We start from the raw sequence: 23410 nt of genomic DNA on the forward strand, positions 1-23410 counted from the left end.
GGTCGTAAAAACCCATTGTCATCAGGGAAAATGATTAACCGAAATGCTTACCGGAGATCCGTTGATTGGCGGCCCACGAGAATGTTAGATTATCTATCATATGGCCCGGACGGCCTCGCCTTCGCAGTTGGCGGGCTGCCGAAAGCCGGAGGGTGGCTTTCGTGATCGAACATGCTGACGGAACTCGTACGCCAGTCATCGACGCCAGCGTGCACATCTTCTTTCCGTCCAACAAAGACTTGCGCTCCTTCCTGCGCGAGCCGTTCAAGAGCCGCGGGTTCCCTGACTACGAGATGGACTGGTACGGAGCGCCGGGCAGTGAGTACGCACCGAACACCGAGGGGCCCGACCGCGCCTATCCCGGTTCGGATCCCGAATTCGTTGGCAATGAACTGTTTTCGAATCGCGGCGTCGACGTAGCGGTACTGCATCCGATGGGCCGCGGCATCATGCCGGACCGGCACCTCGGCAGCGCGCTACATGCGGCGCACAACGAGATGATGGTGTCACGCTGGCTCGAGCACGACGAGTTCGGCGACCGGTTCCGCGGCACCGTGCGGGTGAACCCTGACGACATCGCGGGGGCACTGCGGGAGGTCGAGAAGTGGCGTGAGCATCCGCGGGTGGTCCAGATTGGCGTGCCATTGCAGTCCCGGGAGTTGTACGGCAAGCCGCAATTCTGGCCGCTATGGGAAGCCGCCGCCGAAGCGAACCTGCCGGTGGCCGTGCACATCGAGTCCGGCGAAGGCATCGGTTTTCCGCCCACGCCGTCCGGGCACACGCTGACCTACGAGCAGTACGTGAGCTTCATGGCGCTGAACTACCTGTATCACCTGATGAACATGATCGCCGAAGGGGTATTCGAGCGCTTTCCCACGCTGAAATTCGTCTGGGCCGACGGCGCGGCAGACTTCGTGACGCCGTTCATCTGGCGGATGGACACCTTCGGCCGACCACACCTGGAGCAGACGCCTTGGGCGCCGCGGATACCCAGCGACTACCTGCCCGGGCACGTGTATTTCATCCAGGGCGCGATGGACGGACCCGGCGACACCGAGTTCGCCGGAGAGTGGTTCGGCTTCACCGGCAAGGACGACATGGTGATGTTCGGATCCAGCTACCCGCACTGGCAGTGCGCTGACATCAGCAAGCTACCCAAAGCGCTGTCCACCGAACAGCGCGAAAAGGTCTGCTGGCGCAATGCGGCCAAGCTCTACGGGATCGACATTTCGGTCGACCTGGCAACTAGCTAGTCGCAGAATGGACAGTGAGCAAGGGAGATCACGATGACGCTGACTCATATGCAAGAACGCGTTCCCGCTGCCGAACGCATAGCCGTGCGGTGTGTCGATTCAGATGTCCACCCGGTGCCCAAGCGCGGTGAGATCACGCAGTACATCCCGGAGCCGTGGCGCAGCAAGTTCTTCCTCGACCACCGGGTAGGCGAGCTGATCTACTACGACGCTCCTGATTACGCGCACAGCTTTGCCATGCGCGTGGACACCTTCCCGCCCGATGGCGAATTCCCCGGCAGCGACCCGGATATGGCGTTTCGCCAGCTGATCATGGAAGCGGGATCCGACATCGCGATCCTGGAGCCCGGCGGCCGCACGCCGCGCATTCCCGAAGCCCACCAAGCGTATTCGACCGCTCTCAATCACTGGCAGGCCAACCACTGGCTGGACAGCCACAACAACTGGCACCAGCGCTGGCGCGGCTCGATCTGCGCGGCGGTCGAGGAACCCGAGGGCGCTGCCCGCGAGATCGAGGAGTGGGCGGGACACCCCTATATGGCGCAGGTGCTGATCAAGGCCGAGCCGCGGCCGTCCTGGGGCCATCCAAGGTACGACCCGGTGTGGAAGGCAGCCACCAAGCACGACATCACGGTGAGCTGTCACCTGTCGCGCAGCAATTACGAGATGTTGCCGACGCCGCCGGTGGGTTTCCCCAGCTACAACCACGACTTCATGGTGACGTACTCGCTACTGGCCGCCAACCAGGTGATGAGCCTGATCTTCGACGGTGTCTTCGACCGGTTCCCGACGCTGCGGATCGTCTTCGTCGAGCACGCGTTCACCTGGATTCTGCCGCTGATGTGGCGCATGGACGCAATTTACGCGGCCCGCAAACACCGGTTGGAGATCAAGCGCAAGCCGTCGGAGTACGTCAAGGAGCACATCAAGTTCACCACCCAACCGCTGGACTACCCCGAAGACAAGACCGAGTTGACCCGCGCGCTGGAGTGGATGGAGTGCGACAAGATCCTGCTGTACTCCTCGGACTATCCGCACTGGACGTTCGACGACCCGCGATGGCTGGTCAAGCACTTGCCCAAGGCAGCGCGCGAAGCCGTGATGTTCCGCAACGGCATCGCGACTTATCACCTGCCGGAGACCGTTCCGGTACTCGAGGGTCAAGTCCGGGTTCACTGAGTTGGCTTCCGCAGACGAGGGGGCGACGGTTGAGCGGCCCCGCCTAGCTCAGGGCCGCGAGCATGTCGTCGCAACGGTGGACGAAATCCCGCCGGGCACACATAAACTCGTACCGATCGGACGCCATGGGGTGGGCGTGTACAACGTCAACGGCACCTTTTATGCCATCGCCAACTACTGCCCGCACCAAGGAGGTCCGCTGTGCTCGGGCCGTGCCCGTGGCCGCACGATAGTCGACGAGAGCGCGCCTGGCGACGCCGTCATGGTTCGCGATCTGGAATACATCTACTGCCCTTGGCACCAATGGGGTTTCGAACTCGCGACGGGAACGACGGCGGTCAAACCCGAATGGAGTATCCGCACCTACCCGGTCCGTGTCGTGGGCAAAGACGTGCTGGTGATGGCGTGACACTACAGGAGAATCGCGTGTCTTCGGTCGAGGTGAACGGCGGCAAGGTGGTCTACGAAATCCTCGGCAACTCGGGCGATCTCATCGCCATGACGCCGGGTGGCCGGTTCAGCAAGGACGTCCCGGGTCTACGGCCATTGGCGCAGGCCCTTGTCGACGGCGGCTACCGCACGCTGTTGTGGGACCGGCCGAATTGCGGTTCCTCCGATGTGCAGTTCTACGGGCAAAGCGAATCGCATATGCGGGCCGAGACCCTGCACGGCCTGCTGGGCGAGCTCGGAGTCCAGCGGTGCATTCTGGCCGGCGGGTCCGGTGGCGCAAGGGATTCCATGCTCACTACCATGCTCTACCCCGAGCTCGTCGAGAAACTCGTGGTGTGGAACATCGTCGGCGGCATCTACGGCACGTTCGTGCTGGGTTCCTACTACGTGGTGCCGAGCATTCTCGCGGCACGCGGAACCGGAATCGACGGCGTGATGAAGATGCCCGAGTGGCGTGAACGCATCGAGGACAACCCGAACAACAAACAGCGTTTCCTCGACTTGGACCGCGACGAGTTCCTGACGGTGATGCTGCGCTGGCTCAACGCATTCGTATCCAAGCCAGGACAAACCATTCCCGGCGTCGAGGACGAAATGTTCGACCGAATCAAGGTTCCCACGTTGATCATCCGCGGCGGCGAGAACGACTGGGACCATCCGAAGCGCACGTCGCTGGAGGTCAGCTGCCTGATAAAGGGGTCGACGCTGATCGACCCGCCCTGGCCGGAGGACGCGTGGGAGCGCGCCAGCGAAGAGCGCGCGGCGGGGAAGGTGAAGCACTTCAATATGTTCGACACCTGGGTCCAGGCCGCTCCGGCGATCCTCGAATTCCTGGGGTCGTGATGCGGTTAACGGGTGCGAATGTGGACCTCACAGTTGAGCGACGCTTCGAGCGCCGTGTGAATCCGGCTTTCCGGTACGCGATCGATGTCGTCTTCGCGCAGCGTCACATAAACGATGTCGAAACCGTCATCGCCTGTCTCGCGACGGATTTCGCCGCTGAGCCCGAATGCGGAAAGGACACCGCGCGCATCGTCGTCGGTTCCCCGGCTCACGAAAGTGACTACACCCGTCAACGGACTGGTGTTGAACGCTTTGCCGCACAGCTCGATTGCGGCTCGCTTCGCCGATTCGACGTCATCGGTTTCGATGAGCAGTTCCAGCTCGCGGCCGGGATCGCCGTTGACCACATCGGCGTCCAGTGCCTGGAGTGCAGCCATGCCCTCGCGTAGCTGTCCGGGACTGAGTACACGCGTCGGGTCGACGTTGACCCGCACCACCGCAGTCCGCATGCGGGCTAGCCTAACTGCAACCGAGACAGGCTGATCGATGGAAGCCACCGATACCGCATTCCGGACCGTCGCCTGGTCGGGCTGTGCTCCCCGGCTGCTGACCGAACGCGACGTCCCCGAATACCGACCACTTCGCGATGCCGATGAGCTCCTGCGGGAAGTCGAAGCCAGCGGACTGGCCGGTCGTGGCGGTGCTGCGTTTCCGTTAGGGGTGAAGCTGCGGGCGGTACGGGACAACGGCCTCGCCGCCAACGGGGCTGTCGTCGTCGCGAATGGCGAAGAGGGCGAGCCGGCGTCGGTGAAAGACCGCTGGCTGTTGCGCAACCGGCCGCACCTTGTGCTGGACGGGTTACGATTGGCCGCGGCTATCGTCGGCGCCGAACGCGCGTATGTCTATGTCTCCAACTCGGATTCGGCGCACAGTGTCGAAGCTGCGCTCGGCGAATTGGACCGCGCCATCCTCGGCGTCGCTGTCGAGCTGCGGACCGTCGAGCCGGGCTACGTGGCCGGCGAGGAGACGGCGGCCGTACGTGCCATCGACGGAGGCCCCGCCAAGCCGACCGACAAGCCGCCGCGCCCCTTCGAATCGGGGGTGGGCGGACGACCGACATTGGTCAGCAATGTCGAGACCCTGGCGAATGTGCCCTACGTGCAGCGCCACGGTGCGACCGCATTTCGCTCGCAGGGAACGGCGCTTTCGCCGGGAACTTTTTTGGCCACCATCACCGGAGCGAACAGGTCGCCCGTTCTGTATGAACTCCCGCACGGCCTGCCGTTCACCGAATTACTTTCGCTGCATGGTGTTTCGTCCGAGCAGGTGCGCGGCGCGCTGATGGGCGGCTACTTCGCCGGCTTCCTGAATCGCCGGGTGCTGGATACCACACTGGATCACGAGACGATGCGCGGGCTCGGCAGCGGTCTGGGATGCGGCGCGATCACGGTGATCACCGACGAGTGCCCGGTCGCGGTCGCCGCGTCGGTGCTGGCGTACTTCGACCGCGAAAACGCCGGACAGTGCGGATCCTGCTTCAACGGCACCGCTGCGATGGCGGCGGTTGCCGGGGCGTTGCGGGATTTCGTTGCGACGCAAGAAGATCTCGGTCGGCTGCGGCGATGGTCGGTGGTATTGCGCGGACGTGGGGCGTGCGCGACGCTGGACGCCGCCACCAATGTGGCGGCGACCCTGCTCGACCAGTTCCCCCACGAGGTGGACCGTCATCTGGGCGGCACATGCGTGGATTGCACCCGGGGCGCATTCCGCGCCGACCGTCCCTATCAGGCGGTGAGCTGAGCATGAAGATCCGTCTCGACCGCACCGTGTGCGACGGTTTCGGGCTGTGCGCCAAGCATGCTCCGGGGTACTTCTCGCTGGATGACTGGGGATACGCGTCGCTGATCGGCGACGGCACCGTAACCGATGCCGACCACGACGCGGTGATGCGGGCGCTGCTGGACTGCCCGGTGCATGCCATCACCGAGATCGGCGACCCCCGACCCGAAGTCGTGCATCCCGCCGTCGCCAGCCCGGAGGATCCGGCTCAGAACCTCAAAACCGAGGACAACGAAGCCCAGTGGGGGTTCACCCGGTGACCGGACGGTGCGCCGGGCGCATCGCGTTGGTCACCGGAAGCAGCAGGGGCCTGGGCAAGGCGATTGCGCAGCGGCTGGCCGGGGAGGGAGCCACCGTCGCCCTGACCGCGCGCACCATGAAGCCCGATCCCAAATACCAAGGCTCGCTGCAGGAAACCCTGTCCCAGATCACGGATAGCGGCGGGAATGCTGTTGCGGTAGCGGCCGACCTATCGAAACCCGAAGAGCGCGGACGGCTTTTCGCTGAAGTAGTTGACCGCATCGGCGCACCCGACATACTGGTCAACAATGCCGCGGTCACCTTCCTGCGGCCACTCGACGAATTTCCGGACCGGCGGGTGCGTCTCATGATGGAGATGCATGTGCTGGCGCCGCTGCACCTCACCCAGCTCGCGATCCCCGCCATGCGCGAGCGGGGACACGGCTGGGTCCTGAACGTCACCTCGGTCGGCGGCGACCTGCCTAGCGGGCCGCCGTTCGACGAGTTCGACCGCAGTGCGGGATTCGGCGTCTACGGCACAGTGAAGGCAGCACTGAACCGGCTCACGAAAAGCCTCGCGGCAGAGCTATATGCCGACGGCATAGCCGTCAATGCGGCCGCACCGTCGAACCCGGTCGCCACGCCCGGTGCCGGCACCCTCGACCTGGCCAAGACCGACACCGAAGACATCGGACTGATCACCCAGACGGCGCTGGAACTGTGCACCTGCGATCCGAAGACGATGACCGGGCGGATCGCCCACACTCAGCCCTTTCTTCGCGAACTCGGATGGCTGCGCTGACCGACCGCTACCTCGATCAGCTACGCGGCCGGCTACCCGATGTCGCTGACCTGCGCCCGCTGGCCGGCGGCGCATCCAGCCTGACGTACGCCGGGCGACTGGCGGGCCGGCAAGTCGTGGTCAAAGTAGCCCCGCCCGGGTTGGCACCGACGGGGCATCGCGACGTATTGCGCCACTGCCGTGTCATCAAAGCGCTTGGCGGCACGGCAGTGCCCGTCCCGCAAGCGCTGTGGGAGGACGCCGGCGATCCGCCCGAGCGGCCCCCGCTCTTCGTGATGTCGTGGATCACGGGCAGTTCGGCAGAGCCGCTGTTCGACTTGGACTGCCGGGTGGAACCTACGGTGGCCCAGCGCTTTCGGAACGCGGCCGTCACCATGGCAAAGCTGCACCGAATACGGCCGGCCGCCATTGGGCTGCGAACTGAGCCGGTGATCACCGTCGAAGCAGAGATTGACCGCTGGTGCCGGACGCTCGACACCGTTGACCCCGCACTGGCGCCAGGATGGCAGGACGCCGGTGCGGCGTTGCATGCCTCGCGGCCGTCCCCGTTGCCTGCTGCCGTCGTGCACGGGGATTTCCGGCTGGGCAACCTTCTTGCCGTCGACGACAGGATCACCGGCGTGATCGACTGGGAAATCTGGTCGGTGGGCGATCCGCGGGTGGATGTGGGCTGGTTCCTGGCCAACAGCGATCCGCAAACCTACCGCCGGGCCACTCCCTACGTGGGCCTGACACCCGGCCCCGACGAACTGGCCGCGCTGTGCGGCGCCGGGATGCCGGACCTCGCGTGGTTCCAAGCCCTGGCCTGCTTCAAGTCGGTGGCGACGTGGTCGCTGATCGTCAAGCACAACCGTCGCCGCGGCCGGCCCGATGCCGAGTTGGAAGCGATGTCGAAATCGTTGCCCCACTTGCTATCTCGGGTGCGCTCCCTACTTGGCTGAACTCGGCCTCGCGGTCGGGACCCATAGACGACTTCAGAATGCGATATCACCTGCGATATCGCACTTCAAGATCGCCTATGGGTCCGCTGACCGATACCGGTGTGGCTAATGTGACTTCGATACCGGCGAGCTGCGCCGCATACTTCTTCTCGGCGGCCTCGCGCAGCCGCAACAGATGCTCAGAGGGAAATAGGTCCGGAGCCGGCTTGCGGTCCTTGAGTAGCAGCCGGGCCAACGTGGTCTTGTGCACCTCGGTGGGGCCGTCGGCCAGACCGAGCACGAACGACTCCACCAGATGCTGCACGAAGGGCATCTCATGAGTGGTCCCCAGCGAGCCGTGCAGCTGCAACGCACGCGCCGACACGTCGTGTAAAACCTTCTGCATCATCGCCTTTACCGCCGAGATATCGGCGCGGACCGCCTTGTAGTCGTTGTGCTGGTCGATCTTCCAGGCGGTCTGCAGGGTCAGTAGGCGGAATGCCTCGATCTCCATCCAGGAATCGGCGATCATTTCCTGCACGAGCTGTTTGTCGCCGAGCATCTCCCCTTGGGTGCGCCGGGATACCGCGCGCTCGCACAACATGTCGAAGATGCGGCGGACCAGGCCGACGGTGCGCATGGCGTGGTGGATGCGCCCACCCCCGAGCCTGGTTTGGGCCACCACGAACGCCCCGCCGCGCGGGCCGAGCATGTGGTCGGCCGGAACACGGACGTTTTCGTAGCGCACGTAGCACTCGCGGCCCCCACCGAGGGGCTGATAGCCCAATCCGACTTCGCGCAGGATGTTGATTCCGGGAGTCTCGGCGGGAATCACGAACATCGAATGCCGTTCGTACGGCGGGGCTTCCGGGTCGGTCACGGCCATGACGATCAGAAAGGATGCCAGTTGCGCAAAGGAGGAGAACCATTTTTCGCCGTTGAGGATCCACTCCCCGCCGTCCGGCACGGCCGTCGTGGTGAACACTTTCGGGTCGGCGCCGCCCTGCGGCTCGGTCATCGAGAAACACGACACGATCCGGTTGTCCAGCAGCGGCTCCAGGTACCGCTTTTTGAGTTCCGGTGTGCCGTAATGGGCGAGTATCTCGCTGTTCCCGGAATCCGGTGCCTGCGAGCCGAATACGATCGGAGCACACTCCGACCGGCCGAGAATCTCGTTGAGCAGGGCCAGTTTCAGCTGGCCGAATCCGGGCCCGCCGAGGTGTGCACCGAGATGGGTGGCCCATAGGCCACGCTGTTTCACCAACTTCTGCAATGGCGGGATCAATGCCTGGCGAACGGGGTCGTTGAGGTCATGGGATTCCCTGACCAGCAGATCGACCGGCTCACATTCGGATCGCACAAAGTCGTCCACCCACGCCAGTTGTTCCGCCCATTCCGGGTCGGTGGAGAAGTCCCACGCCACGGGCCGGTCCTTTCGTCTGCTCTAGCGCTTAGCCGACCATTTCCGCCAACGCGCGGCGGCCTCATCGGTGGCATGACTGATCACTTGGTTGCGATTCTCCAATTCGATCGCCGCCTCAAACCCGGCCGCGTCCGTATTCACTTGCAGCGCACGCTTTGTCAATTGCACGCCGAGCGGCGCCAACTCGGCGATCAGGCCGCCCAACTCGAGCGCGTGGTCGAAAAGGCTTTCAGGAGAGACGAGTTGGCTCACCAAGCCCCGTCGTTCGGCCTCCTCGGCGGACACGGTGCGGCCGGTGAGCATCCAGTCCGCGGCCACACTGGTGCCGACGATGCGGGGCAGGTGGTAGCTCATGCCCATCTCCGCGCCCGACAACCCCAACAGGATCGCGGCATTGCCGAACGTCGCAGCCGTTGAACAGATCCGGATATCCGCGGCAAGACACAGGGCCAGTCCCGCGCCGACGCACGGCCCGTTGACCGCCGCGATCACCGGCTGCGGCAGATTGCGAATCGCCTGCGGGATCGCGGCCATCGCCTCCTGGAAGCGCAAGCGGTCGATGGCCGGATCGGTGGCCGTGGGCACGTCGGCTCCGAAGTCGCGGACGTCTATGCCGGAGCAGAACCCGCGACCCGCGCCGGTGATGACAACTGCATTCGGGGCGTTGCCCGACGCGGCGGCGTCGGCAATACCGGCGAAGGCCTGCATGAACTCCGCCAGCATCTCGTCATTGATGGCGTTCAACCGCTCAGGGCGGTTAAGCCGGAGCACAAGAACGCCGGCGCGCGGCATCTGCTGAACCAGCGTTTCCGTCACATCAGACCCCTGCTCGACCTTGCACCGAGATGATAACGTAATTCTCGTATTCGCATAATGGGCGTACCACGCGTTGACGAGCTCCCGGAGGTTAAGTGTCAGCAGCACCGGGACGACCACTGCCGCTGGTCACCGACGAGAACGAATTTTTTTGGACCTCAGGCGCCGACGGCAGGCTGCGTTTCCAGGAATGCCAGGGCTGCCAGTCGCTGATTCATCCGCCCGCGCCGGTATGCCGCTATTGCCGCTCTCGCGAAATCGGAGTGCGGGCCGTATCCGGCAAGGCCGTCCTGTCCGGCTTCACGGTGAACCATCGTTTCAGCCTGCCGGGGATGCCGGCGCCGTATGTGATCGCGCAGGTTGCGATAGTCGAGGATCCTCGAGTAAGGCTCACCACCAACATCGTTGACAGCGATCCCGACCAGCTCGAGATCGGTCAGGCCGTGGAAGTCGTCTTCGAGCAGATCGAGGATGTGTGGCTGCCGCTCTTCCGGCCCGCCCCGGATGCCGAGCCCGGCCCACTCCCGGAAGACGAGATTGCGCCGGAGCGCTTCGGCGAATACGTCCGGCCGATGCTGACCACCGAGAAATTCGAGGACAAGGTCGCACTGACCGGAATCGGCATGTCGCCGATCGGGCGGCGGCTGATGGTTGCCCCGCTGTCGCTGACGGTCCAGGCGTGCGAGGCCGCTGTCGCCGACGCGGGCCTGACGCTGGCCGACATCGACGGGCTGTCCACCTACCCGGGCGGCGGCAATCTTGGCGGGTTCGGTGAAGGCGGCGTGACCGCGCTGGAAGCGGCGCTGGGTATCCGGCCGACGTGGCACAACGGCGGCATCGAGACCTTCGGGCCGGGCGGATCGGTGATCGCGGCGATGCTCGCCATCGCCGGCGGCTTGGCACGTCACGTCCTGTGTTTCCGGACGCTGTGGGAAGCCACCTTCAACGAGCTGATGAAGCAGGGCAAGATCACTGGATCCATGGGACGCACCGCGGGCTGGCAGTTCCCGTTCGGCGCCACCTCGGCCGCGCACACGCTGGCGATCAACGCGCAGCGCCACTTTCACCGCTACGGCACCACGAGAGAAACACTGGGCTGGATCGCGCTGAACCAGCGGGCCAACGCCGAACTCAATCCGACCGCGGTCTATCGGACGCCGATGACCATGGACGACTACCTCAACGCCCGGCCCATCACCACGCCGTTCGGCCTCTACGACTGCGACGTGCCCTGTGACGGCGCCATAGCCGTCGTCGTCTCCGCGGTGGACGCCGCACGCGATCTGGCCAAGCCACCCATCTTGGTGGAGGCGGTGGGCACCCAGATCATCGAGCGAATCGATTGGGACCAAAGCACTCTCACGCACGAACCGCAGGTGCTGGGCCAGGCCGCTCACGTGTGGACCCGCACCTCACTGCGGCCGCACGACGTCGACGTCGCCGAACTGTACGACGGGTTCACCATGAACTGCCTGTCCTGGATCGAGGCACTGGGATTCTGCGGCATCGGTGAGGCCAAGGACTTTCTGGACGGCGGGAAGAACATCGCTCGCGACGGAGCGCTGCCACTCAACACCCACGGCGGCCAGCTTTCGCACGGCCGTACCCACGGCATGGGTCTGCTGCATGAGGCCGTCAGTCAGCTCAGGGGCGAGGCCGGGGATCGTCAGGTCGCCGGTGCCCGCGTCGGGGTGGTCAGCAGCGGCGGCCTCACACCCAGTGGCGTGCTCCTGTTGCGGGCCGACGCATGAGTTCCCCCGTCCCACGGGTGGTTCTCGTCGACGGCGTACCCATGTCGGGAATGCTCGCCGAAGCGCCGGACCCGAAGGCCGTCATCGTGGCCGTCCATGGCGGCGGCACCAGCGCGGTCTATTTCGACTGCCCGGGACATCCGGACTTGTCGTTGCTGCGCCTGGGAGCATCGCTCGGGTTCACCGTCGTTGCCATTGACCGCCCGGGTCACGGCAGCTCAGCGGCCTATCCGGAGTCAATGGAAAATCCCGAACACCGGGTCCATCTTGCGCATGGGGCGATCGATCGCATTCTGGGACAGCGACCACGCGGAGCGGGGCTGTTTCTGCTCGGTCATTCGGGCGGGTGCGAGCTGGCCATCAGGATGGCCGCCGAGAACGGCGCCGAACGCGGGGCAGACGTGATCGGCCTCGAATTGGGTGGCGCCGGAAGGCGTTACCACCCCGCGGCCAAAGAAGTCATGAACGCGGCGGCTCGGCAGGAACGGCCGCCCGGTGTACGAGATCTGCTCTGGCAGCCGCTGGAGCTGTATCCGGCCGACATCCTGCGGGGTATCACGAACTCGTCGGCATCTCCCGCGTACGAACGCGACATGGCGTTGAATTGGCCGCATAAAGACTTCCCGGCGCTGGCGCCCAAGGTGCGCGTACCAGTGCGCTTCACCGTCGGCGAGCACGACAACGTGTACCGGGCCGACGCGACGGCGCTGGCCGAAATCACCGAGATGTTCTCCACGACACCACGTTTCATCAGCCACCGCGAGCCGTCGGCCGGGCACAACCTTAGCCTCGGGCATACCGCCGCCGACTACCATCGCGGCGTGCTTGCGTTCGTCGAGGAATGCGCGGGTTCACTTTCGACGGGCGCTCCGAGCGTGACGCCACAGTCACATTCGCCCGCGGACGCGACTGCACCATCACGTTCGGCGGATACGACCGACGGCCTGGCGGCCGGTTGATGCGAGTCGCGATGAGAGCGGCCGTCAAATCCTTTTCGGCGCGCCAGGAAAGCGCTACCGTTAGCTCTACAGTCAGGCATTCCGTTACCGCCGATCCCAGCCCTCAGCTCACCGTCGAGGAGGACGCTCAATGACCAAACCGAAGCTCGTCTTCGATCCGTTTTCCGAAGACTTCTTCAACGGCGCATGGGACACCTACCGGCGAATGCAAGAGGAGACGCCGGTCTACTACAGCGAGGAATACGACTTCTACGCGTTGACCCGCCATGAGGATGTGGCCGCCGGACTCAAGAACTTCGAACACTATTCGTCGGCATACGGCATTGACCTGTCAATGGTGCGCACCGGGAAGCCGACGGAGCAAAAGTCGATCATCTTCATGGATCCACCTGACCACCGCCACATGCGCAGCTTGCTCAACAAGGTCTTCACGCCGCGCGCCATCCAATCCCAGCAACAAATGGTCGGCGAGAAGATCGACAAGTACCTGAGCATGGCCGATCCCGAGCGGTTCGACGTGGTGCAGGACTTCTCCGGTCCCTTCCCGGTCGAGGTGATCACGACCATGCTGGGCGTGCCCGAGGAACACGCCCAGCGAGTGCGATACCTGATCGACGAATCGCTGCACCGCGAACCCGGACAGGTCGAGGTGGGCGAGCGCGGCATGCAGGCCAACATCGAAACCGCGATGCTGTACTACGAAATCCTGCAGCAACGCAGAGCCGAGCCGCGCGACGACTTGTTCACCAAACTGATCAACGCCGAGATCGAACGTGACGACGGCCAGAAGACCAAGCTCGACGACATTGAAATCGCGGGATTTGCAACACTATTGGGCGGTGCCGGCGCCGAGACGGTGACCAAGCTGATCGGCAACGCGCCGGTGGTGTTCGCCCGCTTCCCCGAGCAGTGGCAGAAGCTCCTCGACGACCGCAGCAAGATCCCGGCGGCCGTCGAAGAGCTATTGCGCTACGAGGCGCCCTCCCAATATCAGGTGCGGTGCTCGACGACAGAAGTCGAGCTGCACGGCGTCACCATCCCGCCCATGAAACCGGTGTTCCTGATCAACGGCGCCGCCAACCGCGACCCCCGAGCCTGGACGGATCCGGAAAACTTCGAGATTGACCGCGACCGGCACGAGGCACTGAACCTCAGCTTCGGCTACGGAATTCACAGCTGCCTCGGCGCGGCCCTGGCTCGGATGGAAAGCGCGATCGCCCTGGAAAAGCTGCTCGACTTCATGCCGCGCTACGAGGTGGACTGGGCTAACTGCAACCGCGTGCATATGCAGAACGTCGCGGGGTGGCAGAACGTACCGGTAAAGGTGTTGCGATGAAAGTTGATGTCGACTGGGACCTCTGCGAGAGCAACGGGGTGTGCATGGGCATCGTCCCCGCGGTGTTTCAACTCGGCGACGACGACATGCTCACCATCCTGCAGCCCGAGGTCGCGCCGGAGAACGAAGAGCTGGTGCGCGACGCGGTCCGCCAGTGTCCACGACAGGCGATCTCGATCCAGGAGTAGCAACTCCGAAAACCCGGATCAGGCCACAGGTACGGCGATACGATCGGCTTCGCCCCACGATCGGAGGACCCATCCATGCCATTTGTCATCGCCACCCCGGACCTGTTGGCCACGACCGCAACGGATTTGGAAAGCATCGGCGCCGCGATCAGCGCCGGCAACGCTGCCGCCGCGGCGCGAACGACGGGTGTGGTGGCGGCCGCGGCCGATGATGTGTCGGCGGCGATCGCGACGACGTTCGGCCAGTACGGCCATGCCTACCAGGCCGTCAGCGCTCAAATGGCGACGTTCCATGACCAATTCGTCGGCGCACTGAGCGCCGGAAGTGCGGCCTATGCCAGCGCGGAGGCCACCAATGCCTCGCCAATGCAGCAACTCCTCAACCTGATCAATGCCCCTACCGAAGCGGTGCTTGGGCGCCCGCTGATCGGCAACGGGACCGATGGGGCACCGGGCAGCGACGCAAACGGCGGAGCCGGGGGGCTGTTGTTCGGCAACGGCGGTAACGGCGGCAGCGGTGGGGGTGCGCACCCCGGCGGTGGCAGTGGCGGTGACGCGGGACTCTTCGGCAACGGCGGCAGCGGCGGGGCGGGTACCTCCGGCGCGTCGGGCGGTCGCGGCGGCAACGGCGGCTTTTTCTATGGCAGCGGCGGCGCCGGCGGAATCGGCGGGAACGCGACCGTCGCGGGCGGTAACGGAGGCATGGGCGGCAACGGCGGCTCGGCCGGCCTGTGGGGCCACGGCGGCGCCGGCGGCAGCGGCGGCCTGGGTGCCCAAGGGGCCGACGGCGTCAACCCCGGCCCTCTCCCCAACCAGGGAAGTCCGGCGCAGGGCGGAGCCCCCGGCCTGCCCAACTCCAACGGCACCGGCGGCCCCGGCGGGTCTGGCTCCAACGGTGTCAGCACCAACGGCGTTGGTCAGGCCGGCGGCAACGGCGGAATCGGCGGAACCGGCCTGGACGGCAGCGGGATTGGCGCGGTAGCGGGCGGCAACGGCGGCTCGGGAGGCAACGGCGGCTTCGGTGCCGCGGGCGGCAACGGCGGCCAGGGCGGTGACGCCCTTCCCGGCAATAACGCGGTCACCGTCGGGGGTGCCGGCGGCGCCGGCGGTACTGGCGGGGCCGGCGCGGTTGGCGGCAACGGCGGCAATGGCGGCAACGCCGAAAACGTCGGCGGCACAGGCGGACCTGGCGGTACCGGCGGAACCGGGGCTACCGGCGGCACCGGCGGCACGGGTGGCAGCGGCAACCCATCACACGATTCCGTCGGCGGTTCCGGAGGCGCGGGCGGCGCCGGCGGAACGGGTGCCGCAGGCGGTAGTGGTGGCAACGGCGGCGCTGGTGGAGCCGGCGGTCGCGGTGGATTGCTCTTCGGCGACGGTGGCGGTGGCGGTATCGGCGGGGACGGCGGTCTGGGCGGCGCCGGCGATACCGGTGGCAACGGCGGTAAAGGGGGCGGCGGCGGCCAGGCCGGCGCCCAGGGAGACGAAAACGGCGGCGCCGGTGGCAATGGCGGCAGCGGTGGAGACGGCGGCGCCGGTGGCGCGGGCGGCAGCGGCGGCAATGGCGGCGCGGGCGGGTCAGGCGGACTGATTTACGGAAGCCACTCGGGCGGCGCCGGCAGCGGCGGAACCGGGGCTGGCGGTGGCGCAGGCGGGACGCCGGGTCTGGGCGGCAGTGGCGGGTTCGGCGACGGCTCAGGCCCGGACGGCACCGCGGGTAACTCCGGCCAGCAGGGCGCCGCCGGCGCTGCCGGCCTCGACGGCCTGCCCGGCTGAACCCGACAAACTCGCGAATTCGCCCGCTCCCGGGGGACGTTTGATCCCTGCCCGCAGTGTCGATCCCTGACGTGGACGCATATTTCTGCCCGCATGCTCACGCGTCGCGGGGAGATACACGACCCACTCGGTTTGTCGATCGGGGTGGCGAACCTGGTGGCCGCCCGGACCAGTAGCGCGCCGGTTACCCCGCCGCTCGGTGTTGACGTTGTTCGGCCACCGCACGCCCGAAGTGGGCGACCCAGACGAGAATCCCAACCTCACCGAGCCCGGCCTGTTGCTGAGCGGCGTCGTCGAGCGGGTCGCGGATTCAGACCCGTCGATAGCGGCCGATGGATCAACCCATCCCGCCGATACACTTGCCGCCGCCGCGCTGGATGCCACGGCAGGCACCGTCAACGCGGTCAGCACAGTGGCAGCGGTCCGCACAACCGGATTGGCGGCCGCGGCGTCCAGCTGAGTCTGTCAGCACTCGCTAATCGCCTGTTCCGGACAACACTCGATGGCCTCACGGGTGGCGGCGTCGAATTCCGTTGGAACATCGGAGGTTATCGCCACCGAGTAGCCGTCTTCGGTCAGGCTGAAGACTTCCGGACACAATGTCAGGCACACGCCGTGGCCACGGCACGTCCCGTCGTCGACCCGAACCTTCATGCCGCAGTGAACTCCAAATGCAGCTCGGTCAGGCCACGCAGGATATAGGTCGGAACATATTGGTAACGGCGGTCATTCGCAGGCCCATGCGCGCGCTCGCTGATTCTGATGTCCGATGTCCGGTCCAGCAGGCGCTCGAGGGCCACCCGGGTTTCGGCGCGGGCCAGCGGAGCACCCGGGCAGCTGTGAATCCCCCGCCCGAACGAAAGATGTTGGCGGGCATTCTTGCGCGCGGGATCGAAAGTCGTGGGGTCGTCGAATCGGCGCGGATCCCGATTGGCGGCGGCCTGCAGCACCATCACAGTGGTGCCGGCCGGAAGGTCAACTCCGCCAACGTTGGTGGGCACCCGTGACAACCGAAAATCGCCCTTGACCGGGCTCTCGATGCGCAGCGCCTCCTCGATGAAGTTCGGGATCAGGCTACGGTCCCTACGCAGTTGCTGTTGAATATCGGGACGCTCACCGATGGTCTGCAAAGCAGCGCCCAGGAGCCGCACCGTGGTCTCCTGGCCCGCCGAGAAGACGTTGCACGCCACCCGGGCGACGTCTTCGACGTCGGGAATGGAACCGTCGGGGAAGGTCGCCGTCGCAAGGCCGGTCAGCACGTCTTCGCGGGGTTGGCGGCGGCGGTCCCGAATGTAATCGGAGAAAGTGCCGTAGAGGAACTCTAATGGGTTGTGCGCCAACGATTCTTTGCCCGTGCCCCCGACACCGCCGCCGGAGTGCTGCCGGATGTTCTTGACGAAGGTGCCCCGGTCCTCCTCCGGAACACCCAACAGATCCGCGATCACCAGCAGGGTGAAGGGGCCGGCAAAGCCTTTGATGAATTCGCCCTCGCCCGAGGTCAGGAACTCGTCGAGCACGCGGTCGGCCAGCACCCACATGGCGTCCTCGTTCTCCTTGAGGCGCTTTGGGGTGATCAGCCGCATCAGCAGGGAGCGATGGTTGGTGTGGGTGGGCGGATCGAGAGTGGGCAGCTGGTCACTGAACGGTAGTTCGTCGCGGTGCTGCTCGATGAGCTCGGTGACATCGTCCCCGTCAAGCGGTACCGGGAAACCGGGAAACGGTCCGGTCACCGAGATACATGACGAGAATGTCTCGGCGTCGTTCAAGACGCCGACGGCCTCCTCCCAGCCGGTGACCATGGTGACGCCGTAGTGGCCTTCTTTGGTGACCGGGCACCGCTGGCGTAGGGCCTCGTAGTAGGGGTACGGATTGTCGACCAGCCGGGCGTCGCGGAAGAAGTCCATCTCGGTGAAGTCGTTCACCATCCCAAGCTCCATTCGAATCTCAACTAGCGAGAATCAGCCTCTCATAGATGAGTATCAGGTTTCCACAGCAGGTGGTGAACTGCAACGTCGGCCCGGGCCGAATCAAGCCGGCAGCAGGTCCGCCGCGACCGACGGGCACGCCATCAGACCGCTGCGAAACTTTTCGGCCGCGTCCACCGCAGCCGTCGGCAACGCCGCGGCGGCCAGCGCCTGGGCTTTGAATGTCCTTGCAGCCGTGCTCAACCGGTGCTGCACCAGCCCAACACTGTCACCCAGCTCCACCGGCCACGTTTCGCCCCACAGCGTGACTTCGGTGACGCCCTGCGCCAGTGCCTGCAGCACTCCACTCCGCACCCGCGGGTCGCAGCCGAGCAGATCGGCCGCGGCGGCCAGCGCTTGTGGGCGCGGGCGGGCACCCACCGATGCCAATGCCTCTTCGAGGCCGAGCGTCTGGAGTCCCAGGATGTCTAGCGGTCGCTCGTCGGTGTAACCGCCATTGGGCTCGGCGATAACCACCGTGACGTCCCACCCCGCCATCGCCCGGTCGAACAGCCACCCGCCGGCGTACTTCACCACGTCGACAACGCTGACCGCGACCACATCGAGGCGGTACCTCAAGTCCTGTTCTAGGTCTTGGGCGGGGAGAAGTCGCGCGCCAGAGCTTCGGCGTACTCCTTGAACACCTCGGCCAGCGGTATCGACGGATCGAGCAACCATGTCATCTCCATTCCGTGGATGAAGGCGAGAATTTCAGTCGCCTTGACGGCGGGGTCTATATCGGCGCGGTAGCGGCCGGCGGCCTGACCGCGACGGATGCCCTCGGCGACGATGTCGGTCGCGTCCCGCTGCCGGGCGACCAGACGATCATGCAGCGGAGCATCGGGGTGGATGTTCTCGACCAGCAGCACGGTGAACGTGCCCACCAGTTCCGGTGCCCGGCTGAAGCGATCGGCGACCTGAGCTATCTCGCCGATCAGGTCGCCGCCGCGGTCGGAGTGGGTGTCGTCGTCCAGGTCGCGTGCGTCCAGCACGGCGTGCAGCAGCTGCTCCTTGGATTCGAAGTGGTGCAGCAGTCCCGCGGGACTGACGCCGGCTTCCCCGGCGATCTGCGCCAGCGTGGTGTTGCGCCAGCCGTTGCGCGACAAGAGCCGCTGCGCGACCTCGAGTATCCGCTGCTTACGGTCCTCCCCCTTGGCCAGCAGCGTGTCGTATGGCCGTGCTTCGGGCACTGCACTCCTTCTCGTCTGGCAAAACCTACTGAACACACAGTAGGTTGGTTGGGACGGCCCTGACAAGGGGCCTGACGGGTATTCGTTAAGCCACGAGCTCGACCAGGGTGGCGTTGGCGGTCCCCCCGCCCTCACACATGGTCTGCAGGCCGTAGCGAATCCCGTTGTCGCGCATGTGATGCACCATCCGCGTCATCAGCACGGCGCCGGATGCGCCCAATGGGTGACCCAGCGCGATCGCGCCGCCCAGCGGATTCGTCCGGCTCGGATCGGCTCCCGTTTCGGCCAGCCACGCCAGCGGCACCGGCGCGAACGCCTCGTTCACCTCGAAGACGCCGATATCGCCCAGCGCAACGCCGGACTTGCGCAGCACCTTCTCAGTCGCCGGAATGGGCCCGGTGAGCATGAGCACCGGATCCGCTCCGGTCACCGCACCCGCCCGGTAGCGCACGATCGGCGTCAGCCCGAGCTCGAGCGCCATGGCAGAGGTGGTGACCAAAAGGGCGGCCGCGCCATCGGAGATCTGCGAGGAATTTCCAGCGTGGATGACGCCGTCGGCGACGAAGGCGGGTTTCAGTCCCGCCAGTTTCTCCACGGTCGTGCCGCGGCGCACACCTTCATCGGCGTGGACGACGGTTCCGTCGTCTTCGAATACAGGGACGATCTGCTCGATGAAGGCGCCACGGTCCTGCGCCGCGGCAGCCCGTTCATGGGACAGGGCGGAGTATTCGTCGAGCCGGCCGCGGGAGAACCCCCACTTCTTGGCGATCATCTCCGCCGACAGCCCCTGGTTGAACGAGAAATCACCATAACGGGCAAGAACTTTCGGCCCATAGGGCATACCGGTCGCGCGGGCCGCACCCAGCGGCACGCGGCTCATAACTTCCACGCCGCCGGCCACCACGACGTCTTGCTGGCCCGACATCACCGCTTGCACCGCGAAATCAAGAGCCTGCTGGCTAGAGCCACACGCCCGGTTCACCGTGGTTCCGGGGATGCTTTCCGGCCAGCCGGCAGCAAGCACCGCGTAGCGGCCGATGTTGCTGGACTGGTCGCCGACCTGGGAAACGCACCCCCAGATCACGTCGTCGATGAGCTCAGGGTTGATACCGGTGCGTTCCAGCAGTTCGTTGAGGACGACAGCGGACAGGTCTGCGGCATGCATTCCGGACAATCCCCCGTTGCGCTTGCCTACCGCAGTGCGCACGGCCTCGACGACGACTGTTTCCCGCATTGATCCGCTCCGATCGCTCCGCTCTCGATACTCGACCAGTAAACGACGGGCCCAGCTATGTGATGAAGGCGGCATCCGCTTCGTGCGCAATCCGCAGGGTTCAGCGAAAACTGCGCCGCCACGCCGCGATCGACGTAAAATTGTTTGCTGATCGCAGGCCCCAGTTACTTAGATCAGCTCGAAAAAGGACAAATGCCATGAATTTTTCGGTATTGCCGCCTGAGATCAATTCTTTGCGGATGTTCTCTGGCGCCGGTTCTGGGCCAATGCTGGCGGCATCAGCCGCATGGGATGGACTGGCGAGCGAATTAGGCTGGGCAGCAACCTCATTCGAAACGGTGACGTCAGGTCTGGCCGGGCAGGCGTGGCAGGGCCCGGCGTCGGCAGCGATGGCGAGGGCTGCGACCTCTTATGCGGGCTGGCTGAGTGCGACGGCGGCGCGGGCGGCGGGAGCCGCGGGCCAGGCGAAAGCAGTGGCAAGTGCATTCGAGTCGGCTCGGGCTGCGATGATCCACCCCTTGGCGGTGGCAGCCAACCGCAATGTGTTCGTGCAGTTGGTGTTGTCGAATCTGTTCGGCCAAAACGCCCCGGCGATTGCTGCTGCCGAGGCCATGTACGAGCAGATGTGGGCCGCAGATGTGGCGGCAATGGTGGGATATCACGGCGGGGCGTCAGCCGCGGCGGCGCAGTTGCAATCTTGGCAACAGGCGCTGCAGGGGTTGCTCGGCCTGCCGGGCCAGACGAGCGCCGTCAGCGCGGCAGCGGCCAACCCCGCCGATGCGATCGGGAACACCGGTGCTACCAACGTGGGCGCCGGCAACATAGGCAACGCCAACCTGGGCAGCGGCAACACCGGGAACGCCAACCTGGGCAGCGGCAACGTCGGCAACGCCAACATCGGTAGCGGCAACAAGGGCGGCATCAACATCGGTAGCGGCAACAGCGGTTCACAAAACCTCGGCAGCGGAAATATCGGTTCCGGAAGTTTCGGCGATGGCAACAACGGCGCCCGGAACTTCGGCTCCGGAAACTTCGGCAACGGCAACATTGGCTTCGGAAACATCGGCGCGGCAAACTTTGGCGGCGGCAATATCGGACCTGCGAACATCGGCGGCGGTAACAACGGCAGCACAAACTTTGGCAGCGGAAATTCCGGCAACTTCAACGTCGGCGCCGGGAACCTGGGCAGCAACAACGTGGGTTTTGGGAACCTCGGCAACAACAACGTGGGCTTCGGACTCACCGGTAACAATCAGGTCGGGATCGGTGCGCTGAACACGGGCGCTAACAACATTGGCTTCGGTAACTCGGGAAGCAATAACATCGGCTTCTTCAACTCCGGCAATAACAATGTGGGCTTCTTCAACTCGGGTAACGGCAACTCCGGCTTCGCAAACTCAGGGGCCACCAACACTGGCTTTTGGAACGCGGGCGGCACAAACTGGGGCGTCGGGAACGCGGGCTTCACCAACACGGGCTTCGGGAACGCGGGCAACCTCAACACGGGCTACGGGAACGCGGGCAACTTCAACACGGGACTTGGCAATGCGGGCAATGCGAACGCAGGCATCGCGAACGCCGGCAATGCAAACGCGGGCTTCGGCAATGGGGGCGCCCAAAATACGGGCTTTGGAAACTCGGGAAGCACCAACACTGGCTTCGGTAATGCCGGCTCTATCAACACCGGATTCGGCAACTCGGGCGACATCAATACGGGCTTCCTCAACTCGACAAACCTGAGCACAGGAGTCGCAAACCTGGGTCCGGTAGGCCCAAACTCGGGCTTCGGCAATGCCGGCACGAACAACTCGGGCTTCTTCAACACCAATACCAGCAGCTTCAACTCTGGCTTCTTCAATGCGGGCACCAACGGCTTCAACTCCGGCATCAATAACTCGGGCGCCTCCACTGCCGGTATCAATAACTCCGGTTTCGCCAACATCGGCATCGGCAATACGGGCAACCGCACTACTGGCATCGGCAACTCGGCCAACAACATCGTTTTCGGCACGTCGGGTGTGTCAAACTCGTCCACGCTCAGCTCGGGCGGTTTCAACACCGGAACTCTGCAGTCCGGTTTCTTTCGCTAATAGCTCCTGGGCAGTTTAAGTGCGTGCGACCCGAGGAAGTTGAGGATCATCTCCTGGCTGACCGGCGCGATCTTCATCAGCCGGGCCTCGCGGAAGTAACGCGTCACGTGGTATTCCTCTGCGTAGCCCATGCCCCCGTGGGTCTGCAACGCTCGGTCTGCGGCGGCAAAGCCGGCATCGGCGCACAAATATTTGGCCGTATTCGCTTCTCGCCCACAGGGTTTTCCGTTGTCGTAGAGCCAGGTGGCCTTGCGCAACATCAGCTCGGCTGCATCCAGCCGGGCCAATGAATCGGCCAGCGGGAACTGGATGCCCTGGTTCATGCCGATCGGCCGCCCGAACACCTCGCGTTCATTGGCGTACTTCACCGCCCGGTCCAGCGCTACCCTGCCGATGCCCAGCGCCTCGGCGGCGATCAGCATCCGTTCTGGGTTCAAGCCATCGAGGATGTACTGAAAGCCCTTGCCCTCCTCGCCAATTCGATCGGCGACTGGAATCTCGAGGTTGTCGATGAACAACTCGTTGGAGCTGACGGCATTGCGGCCCATCTTGCGGATCGGGCGGATATCAACGCGGCTGCGATCTAGATCGGTGAGGAACAGCGTCATCCCATCGGTCTTCTTCGTGCCTCTTTTCTCGACGGAGTCGAGCGCCTCCGTGCGCGTCAGCAGCAGTATCTTGTCCGACTCCATCGCCTTGGAAATCCACACCTTGCGACCGTTGACGATGTAGCGGTCGCCGTCGCGCTTGGCGAATGTGGTAATGCGCGAAGTGTCAAGTCCTGCGCCGGGTTCGGTCACCCCGAAGCACACGTGCACCTCGCCGGTCGCGACGCTGGGCAACGTGCGCGCCTTGAGTTCGTCGGAGCCGTGCACCACCACCGGTTGCATGCCGAAGATGGACAAGTGAATCGAGCTCGCGGCGTTCATCGCGCCACCGGATCTGGCTACCTCTTCGAGCAGAATCGTGGCTTCGGTGATGCCCAGGCCGTGGCCGCCGTACTCGACCGGAATCGTCATGCCCAGCCAGCCACCCTGTGCGATGGCGTCATAGAACTCGGTTGGAAACTCGTGCGCCTGGTCTTTTTCCATCCAGTAGTGGTCGTCGAACTTGCGCGCCAGCTCCGCGACCGACCGGCGAATCAGCTGCTGGTCTTCGGTCAGCTCGAAATTCATTCAGCCGCTCCTTGTTCGCGCCGAGATTGCCGTGTTGGTCGT

General features: G+C 65.0%; 23 protein-coding genes and 1 pseudogene. 15 read left to right on the plus strand and 9 right to left on the minus strand.

All coding sequences use genetic code 11. The annotated features are described in order from the left end of the window. Positions 1-161: 161 nt before the first annotated feature. Genes AWC27_RS00515 through AWC27_RS00530 form a run of 4 tightly spaced genes read left to right on the plus strand, consistent with a single transcriptional unit; the run spans position 162 to position 3725 of the window. Positions 162-1253 carry an amidohydrolase family protein gene (locus AWC27_RS00515; protein WP_085668798.1) on the plus strand — a complete coding sequence of 364 codons (1092 nt, stop codon included), beginning with the start codon at positions 162-164 and terminating at the stop codon, positions 1251-1253. A 33-nt stretch (positions 1254-1286) separates the two neighbouring features. Beyond that, positions 1287-2432: an amidohydrolase family protein gene (locus AWC27_RS00520; protein WP_085668482.1), complete on the plus strand. Its 1146-nt coding sequence runs from the start codon at positions 1287-1289 to the stop codon at positions 2430-2432. Between the two features lies 1 nt (position 2433). After that, complete coding sequence (locus AWC27_RS00525) at positions 2434-2841, plus strand: Rieske (2Fe-2S) protein (protein ID WP_085668484.1); 408 nt, start codon at positions 2434-2436, stop codon at positions 2839-2841. 17 nt (positions 2842-2858) lie between these two features. After that, positions 2859-3725 carry an alpha/beta fold hydrolase gene (locus AWC27_RS00530; protein WP_085668800.1) on the plus strand — a complete coding sequence of 289 codons (867 nt, stop codon included), beginning with the start codon at positions 2859-2861 and terminating at the stop codon, positions 3723-3725. 5 nt (positions 3726-3730) lie between these two features. On the opposite strand, the gene AWC27_RS00535 is transcribed toward AWC27_RS00530, so the two are convergent. After that, entirely contained in the window at positions 3731-4174 is a 444-nt protein-coding gene (locus AWC27_RS00535; RefSeq protein WP_085668487.1) for a hypothetical protein, read from the minus strand. A gap of 37 nt (positions 4175-4211) precedes the next feature. On the opposite strand from AWC27_RS00535, the gene AWC27_RS00540 reads away from it, so the two are divergent. From AWC27_RS00540 to AWC27_RS00555, 4 genes are read left to right on the plus strand one after another with little or no spacing between them, the layout of a single operon-like run. Beyond that, the gene (locus AWC27_RS00540) at positions 4212-5465 is read left to right on the plus strand and encodes an NADH-ubiquinone oxidoreductase-F iron-sulfur binding region domain-containing protein (RefSeq protein WP_085668489.1); all 1254 of its coding nucleotides are present in this window, start codon (positions 4212-4214) and stop codon (positions 5463-5465) included. Positions 5466-5467: 2 nt separating this feature from the next. Then, a complete protein-coding gene (locus AWC27_RS00545; protein ID WP_085668492.1) occupies positions 5468-5764 on the plus strand; it encodes a ferredoxin in 297 nt (98 codons plus the stop codon). Beyond that, positions 5761-6546: an SDR family NAD(P)-dependent oxidoreductase gene (locus AWC27_RS00550; protein ID WP_085668494.1), complete on the plus strand. Its 786-nt coding sequence runs from the start codon at positions 5761-5763 to the stop codon at positions 6544-6546. Before AWC27_RS00545 ends, AWC27_RS00550 begins: the two co-directional genes overlap by 4 nt. Next, positions 6534-7487, plus strand: coding sequence for a phosphotransferase family protein (locus AWC27_RS00555; RefSeq protein WP_211281527.1), 954 nt, complete (start codon positions 6534-6536; stop codon positions 7485-7487). Before AWC27_RS00550 ends, AWC27_RS00555 begins: the two co-directional genes overlap by 13 nt. Positions 7488-7533: 46 nt before the next feature. Here AWC27_RS00555 and AWC27_RS00560 read toward each other — a convergent pair whose 3' ends face one another. After that, positions 7534-8889 carry an acyl-CoA dehydrogenase family protein gene (locus AWC27_RS00560; RefSeq protein ID WP_085668496.1) on the minus strand — a complete coding sequence of 452 codons (1356 nt, stop codon included), beginning with the start codon at positions 8887-8889 and terminating at the stop codon, positions 7534-7536. Positions 8890-8910: 21 nt separating this feature from the next. After that, positions 8911-9681, minus strand: coding sequence for an enoyl-CoA hydratase/isomerase family protein (locus tag AWC27_RS00565; protein WP_085668803.1), 771 nt, complete (start codon positions 9679-9681; stop codon positions 8911-8913). A gap of 119 nt (positions 9682-9800) precedes the next feature. Between AWC27_RS00565 and AWC27_RS00570 the strand changes: the two genes are divergently transcribed. The 6 genes and pseudogenes from AWC27_RS00570 to AWC27_RS32960 form a co-directional block, all read left to right on the plus strand. After that, positions 9801-11456, plus strand: coding sequence for a thiolase C-terminal domain-containing protein (locus tag AWC27_RS00570; protein ID WP_085668498.1), 1656 nt, complete (start codon positions 9801-9803; stop codon positions 11454-11456). After that, positions 11453-12415, plus strand: a complete 963-nt coding sequence (locus tag AWC27_RS00575) for an alpha/beta hydrolase (protein WP_085668500.1) — start codon at positions 11453-11455, stop codon at positions 12413-12415. Before AWC27_RS00570 ends, AWC27_RS00575 begins: the two co-directional genes overlap by 4 nt. Positions 12416-12545: 130 nt before the next feature. Then, on the plus strand, positions 12546-13751 hold the full coding sequence (locus AWC27_RS00580) for a cytochrome P450 (RefSeq protein WP_085668501.1): 1206 nt from the start codon (positions 12546-12548) through the stop codon (positions 13749-13751). Beyond that, positions 13748-13939 carry a ferredoxin gene (locus tag AWC27_RS00585; protein ID WP_083111843.1) on the plus strand — a complete coding sequence of 64 codons (192 nt, stop codon included), beginning with the start codon at positions 13748-13750 and terminating at the stop codon, positions 13937-13939. The genes AWC27_RS00580 and AWC27_RS00585 overlap by 4 nt, the downstream gene beginning before the upstream one ends. Before the next feature lie 75 nt (positions 13940-14014). Further along, positions 14015-15715, plus strand: coding sequence for a PE family protein (locus tag AWC27_RS00590; protein WP_085668502.1), 1701 nt, complete (start codon positions 14015-14017; stop codon positions 15713-15715). A 93-nt stretch (positions 15716-15808) separates the two neighbouring features. Then, a pseudogene (locus AWC27_RS32960) lies at positions 15809-16112 on the plus strand (Hsp70 family protein); the annotation flags it as partial. A 68-nt stretch (positions 16113-16180) separates the two neighbouring features. Here the strand turns inward: AWC27_RS32960 and AWC27_RS00600 are convergent. The 5 genes from AWC27_RS00600 to AWC27_RS00620 form a co-directional block, all read right to left on the minus strand. Then, the gene (locus AWC27_RS00600; RefSeq protein WP_085668504.1) at positions 16181-16369 is read right to left on the minus strand and encodes a ferredoxin; all 189 of its coding nucleotides are present in this window, start codon (positions 16367-16369) and stop codon (positions 16181-16183) included. Further along, positions 16366-17640, minus strand: coding sequence for a cytochrome P450 (locus AWC27_RS00605; RefSeq protein WP_085668505.1), 1275 nt, complete (start codon positions 17638-17640; stop codon positions 16366-16368). Before AWC27_RS00605 ends, AWC27_RS00600 begins: the two co-directional genes overlap by 4 nt. 102 nt (positions 17641-17742) lie before the next feature. Beyond that, the gene (locus AWC27_RS00610) at positions 17743-18258 is read right to left on the minus strand and encodes a hypothetical protein (RefSeq protein WP_085668506.1); all 516 of its coding nucleotides are present in this window, start codon (positions 18256-18258) and stop codon (positions 17743-17745) included. An 8-nt stretch (positions 18259-18266) separates the two neighbouring features. Beyond that, positions 18267-18869: a TetR/AcrR family transcriptional regulator gene (locus AWC27_RS00615; RefSeq protein WP_085668508.1), complete on the minus strand. Its 603-nt coding sequence runs from the start codon at positions 18867-18869 to the stop codon at positions 18267-18269. Positions 18870-18954: 85 nt separating this feature from the next. After that, positions 18955-20103 (minus strand): thiolase family protein, encoded by a 1149-nt coding sequence (locus tag AWC27_RS00620; protein WP_085668510.1) that lies wholly within the window; start codon positions 20101-20103, stop codon positions 18955-18957. Between the two features lie 197 nt (positions 20104-20300). Between AWC27_RS00620 and AWC27_RS00625 the strand changes: the two genes are divergently transcribed. Next, the gene (locus AWC27_RS00625) at positions 20301-22193 is read left to right on the plus strand and encodes a PPE family protein (protein WP_085668512.1); all 1893 of its coding nucleotides are present in this window, start codon (positions 20301-20303) and stop codon (positions 22191-22193) included. On the opposite strand, the gene AWC27_RS00630 is transcribed toward AWC27_RS00625, so the two are convergent. Continuing rightward, positions 22190-23368 (minus strand): acyl-CoA dehydrogenase family protein, encoded by a 1179-nt coding sequence (locus AWC27_RS00630; RefSeq protein WP_085668514.1) that lies wholly within the window; start codon positions 23366-23368, stop codon positions 22190-22192. The two genes, AWC27_RS00625 and AWC27_RS00630, sit on opposite strands and share 4 nt — an antisense overlap. Between the last annotated feature and the right edge of the window lie 42 nt (positions 23369-23410).

The sequence above is a fragment of the Mycobacterium szulgai genome (genome assembly GCF_002116635.1).
Taxonomy (GTDB): Bacteria; Actinomycetota; Actinomycetes; order Mycobacteriales; family Mycobacteriaceae; genus Mycobacterium; species Mycobacterium szulgai.

What these genes read in the sequence shown, in the direction of transcription:
- AWC27_RS00520 (WP_085668482.1), top strand. Translation starts at nt 1,287, where the DNA reads ATGACGCTGACTCATATGCAAGAACGCGTTCCCGCTGCCGAACGCATA.
- AWC27_RS00535 (WP_085668487.1), bottom strand. Translation starts at nt 4,174, where the DNA reads ATGCGGACTGCGGTGGTGCGGGTCAACGTCGACCCGACGCGTGTACTC.
- AWC27_RS00540 (WP_085668489.1), top strand. Translation starts at nt 4,212, where the DNA reads ATGGAAGCCACCGATACCGCATTCCGGACCGTCGCCTGGTCGGGCTGT.
- AWC27_RS00545 (WP_085668492.1), top strand. Translation starts at nt 5,468, where the DNA reads ATGAAGATCCGTCTCGACCGCACCGTGTGCGACGGTTTCGGGCTGTGC.
- AWC27_RS00555 (WP_211281527.1), top strand. Translation starts at nt 6,534, where the DNA reads ATGGCTGCGCTGACCGACCGCTACCTCGATCAGCTACGCGGCCGGCTA.
- AWC27_RS00565 (WP_085668803.1), bottom strand. Translation starts at nt 9,681, where the DNA reads ATGCCGCGCGCCGGCGTTCTTGTGCTCCGGCTTAACCGCCCTGAGCGG.
- AWC27_RS00575 (WP_085668500.1), top strand. Translation starts at nt 11,453, where the DNA reads ATGAGTTCCCCCGTCCCACGGGTGGTTCTCGTCGACGGCGTACCCATG.
- AWC27_RS00580 (WP_085668501.1), top strand. Translation starts at nt 12,546, where the DNA reads ATGACCAAACCGAAGCTCGTCTTCGATCCGTTTTCCGAAGACTTCTTC.
- AWC27_RS00585 (WP_083111843.1), top strand. Translation starts at nt 13,748, where the DNA reads ATGAAAGTTGATGTCGACTGGGACCTCTGCGAGAGCAACGGGGTGTGC.
- AWC27_RS00590 (WP_085668502.1), top strand. Translation starts at nt 14,015, where the DNA reads ATGCCATTTGTCATCGCCACCCCGGACCTGTTGGCCACGACCGCAACG.
- AWC27_RS00600 (WP_085668504.1), bottom strand. Translation starts at nt 16,369, where the DNA reads ATGAAGGTTCGGGTCGACGACGGGACGTGCCGTGGCCACGGCGTGTGC.
- AWC27_RS00605 (WP_085668505.1), bottom strand. Translation starts at nt 17,640, where the DNA reads ATGGTGAACGACTTCACCGAGATGGACTTCTTCCGCGACGCCCGGCTG.
- AWC27_RS00620 (WP_085668510.1), bottom strand. Translation starts at nt 20,103, where the DNA reads ATGCGGGAAACAGTCGTCGTCGAGGCCGTGCGCACTGCGGTAGGCAAG.
- AWC27_RS00625 (WP_085668512.1), top strand. Translation starts at nt 20,301, where the DNA reads ATGAATTTTTCGGTATTGCCGCCTGAGATCAATTCTTTGCGGATGTTC.
- AWC27_RS00630 (WP_085668514.1), bottom strand. Translation starts at nt 23,368, where the DNA reads ATGAATTTCGAGCTGACCGAAGACCAGCAGCTGATTCGCCGGTCGGTC.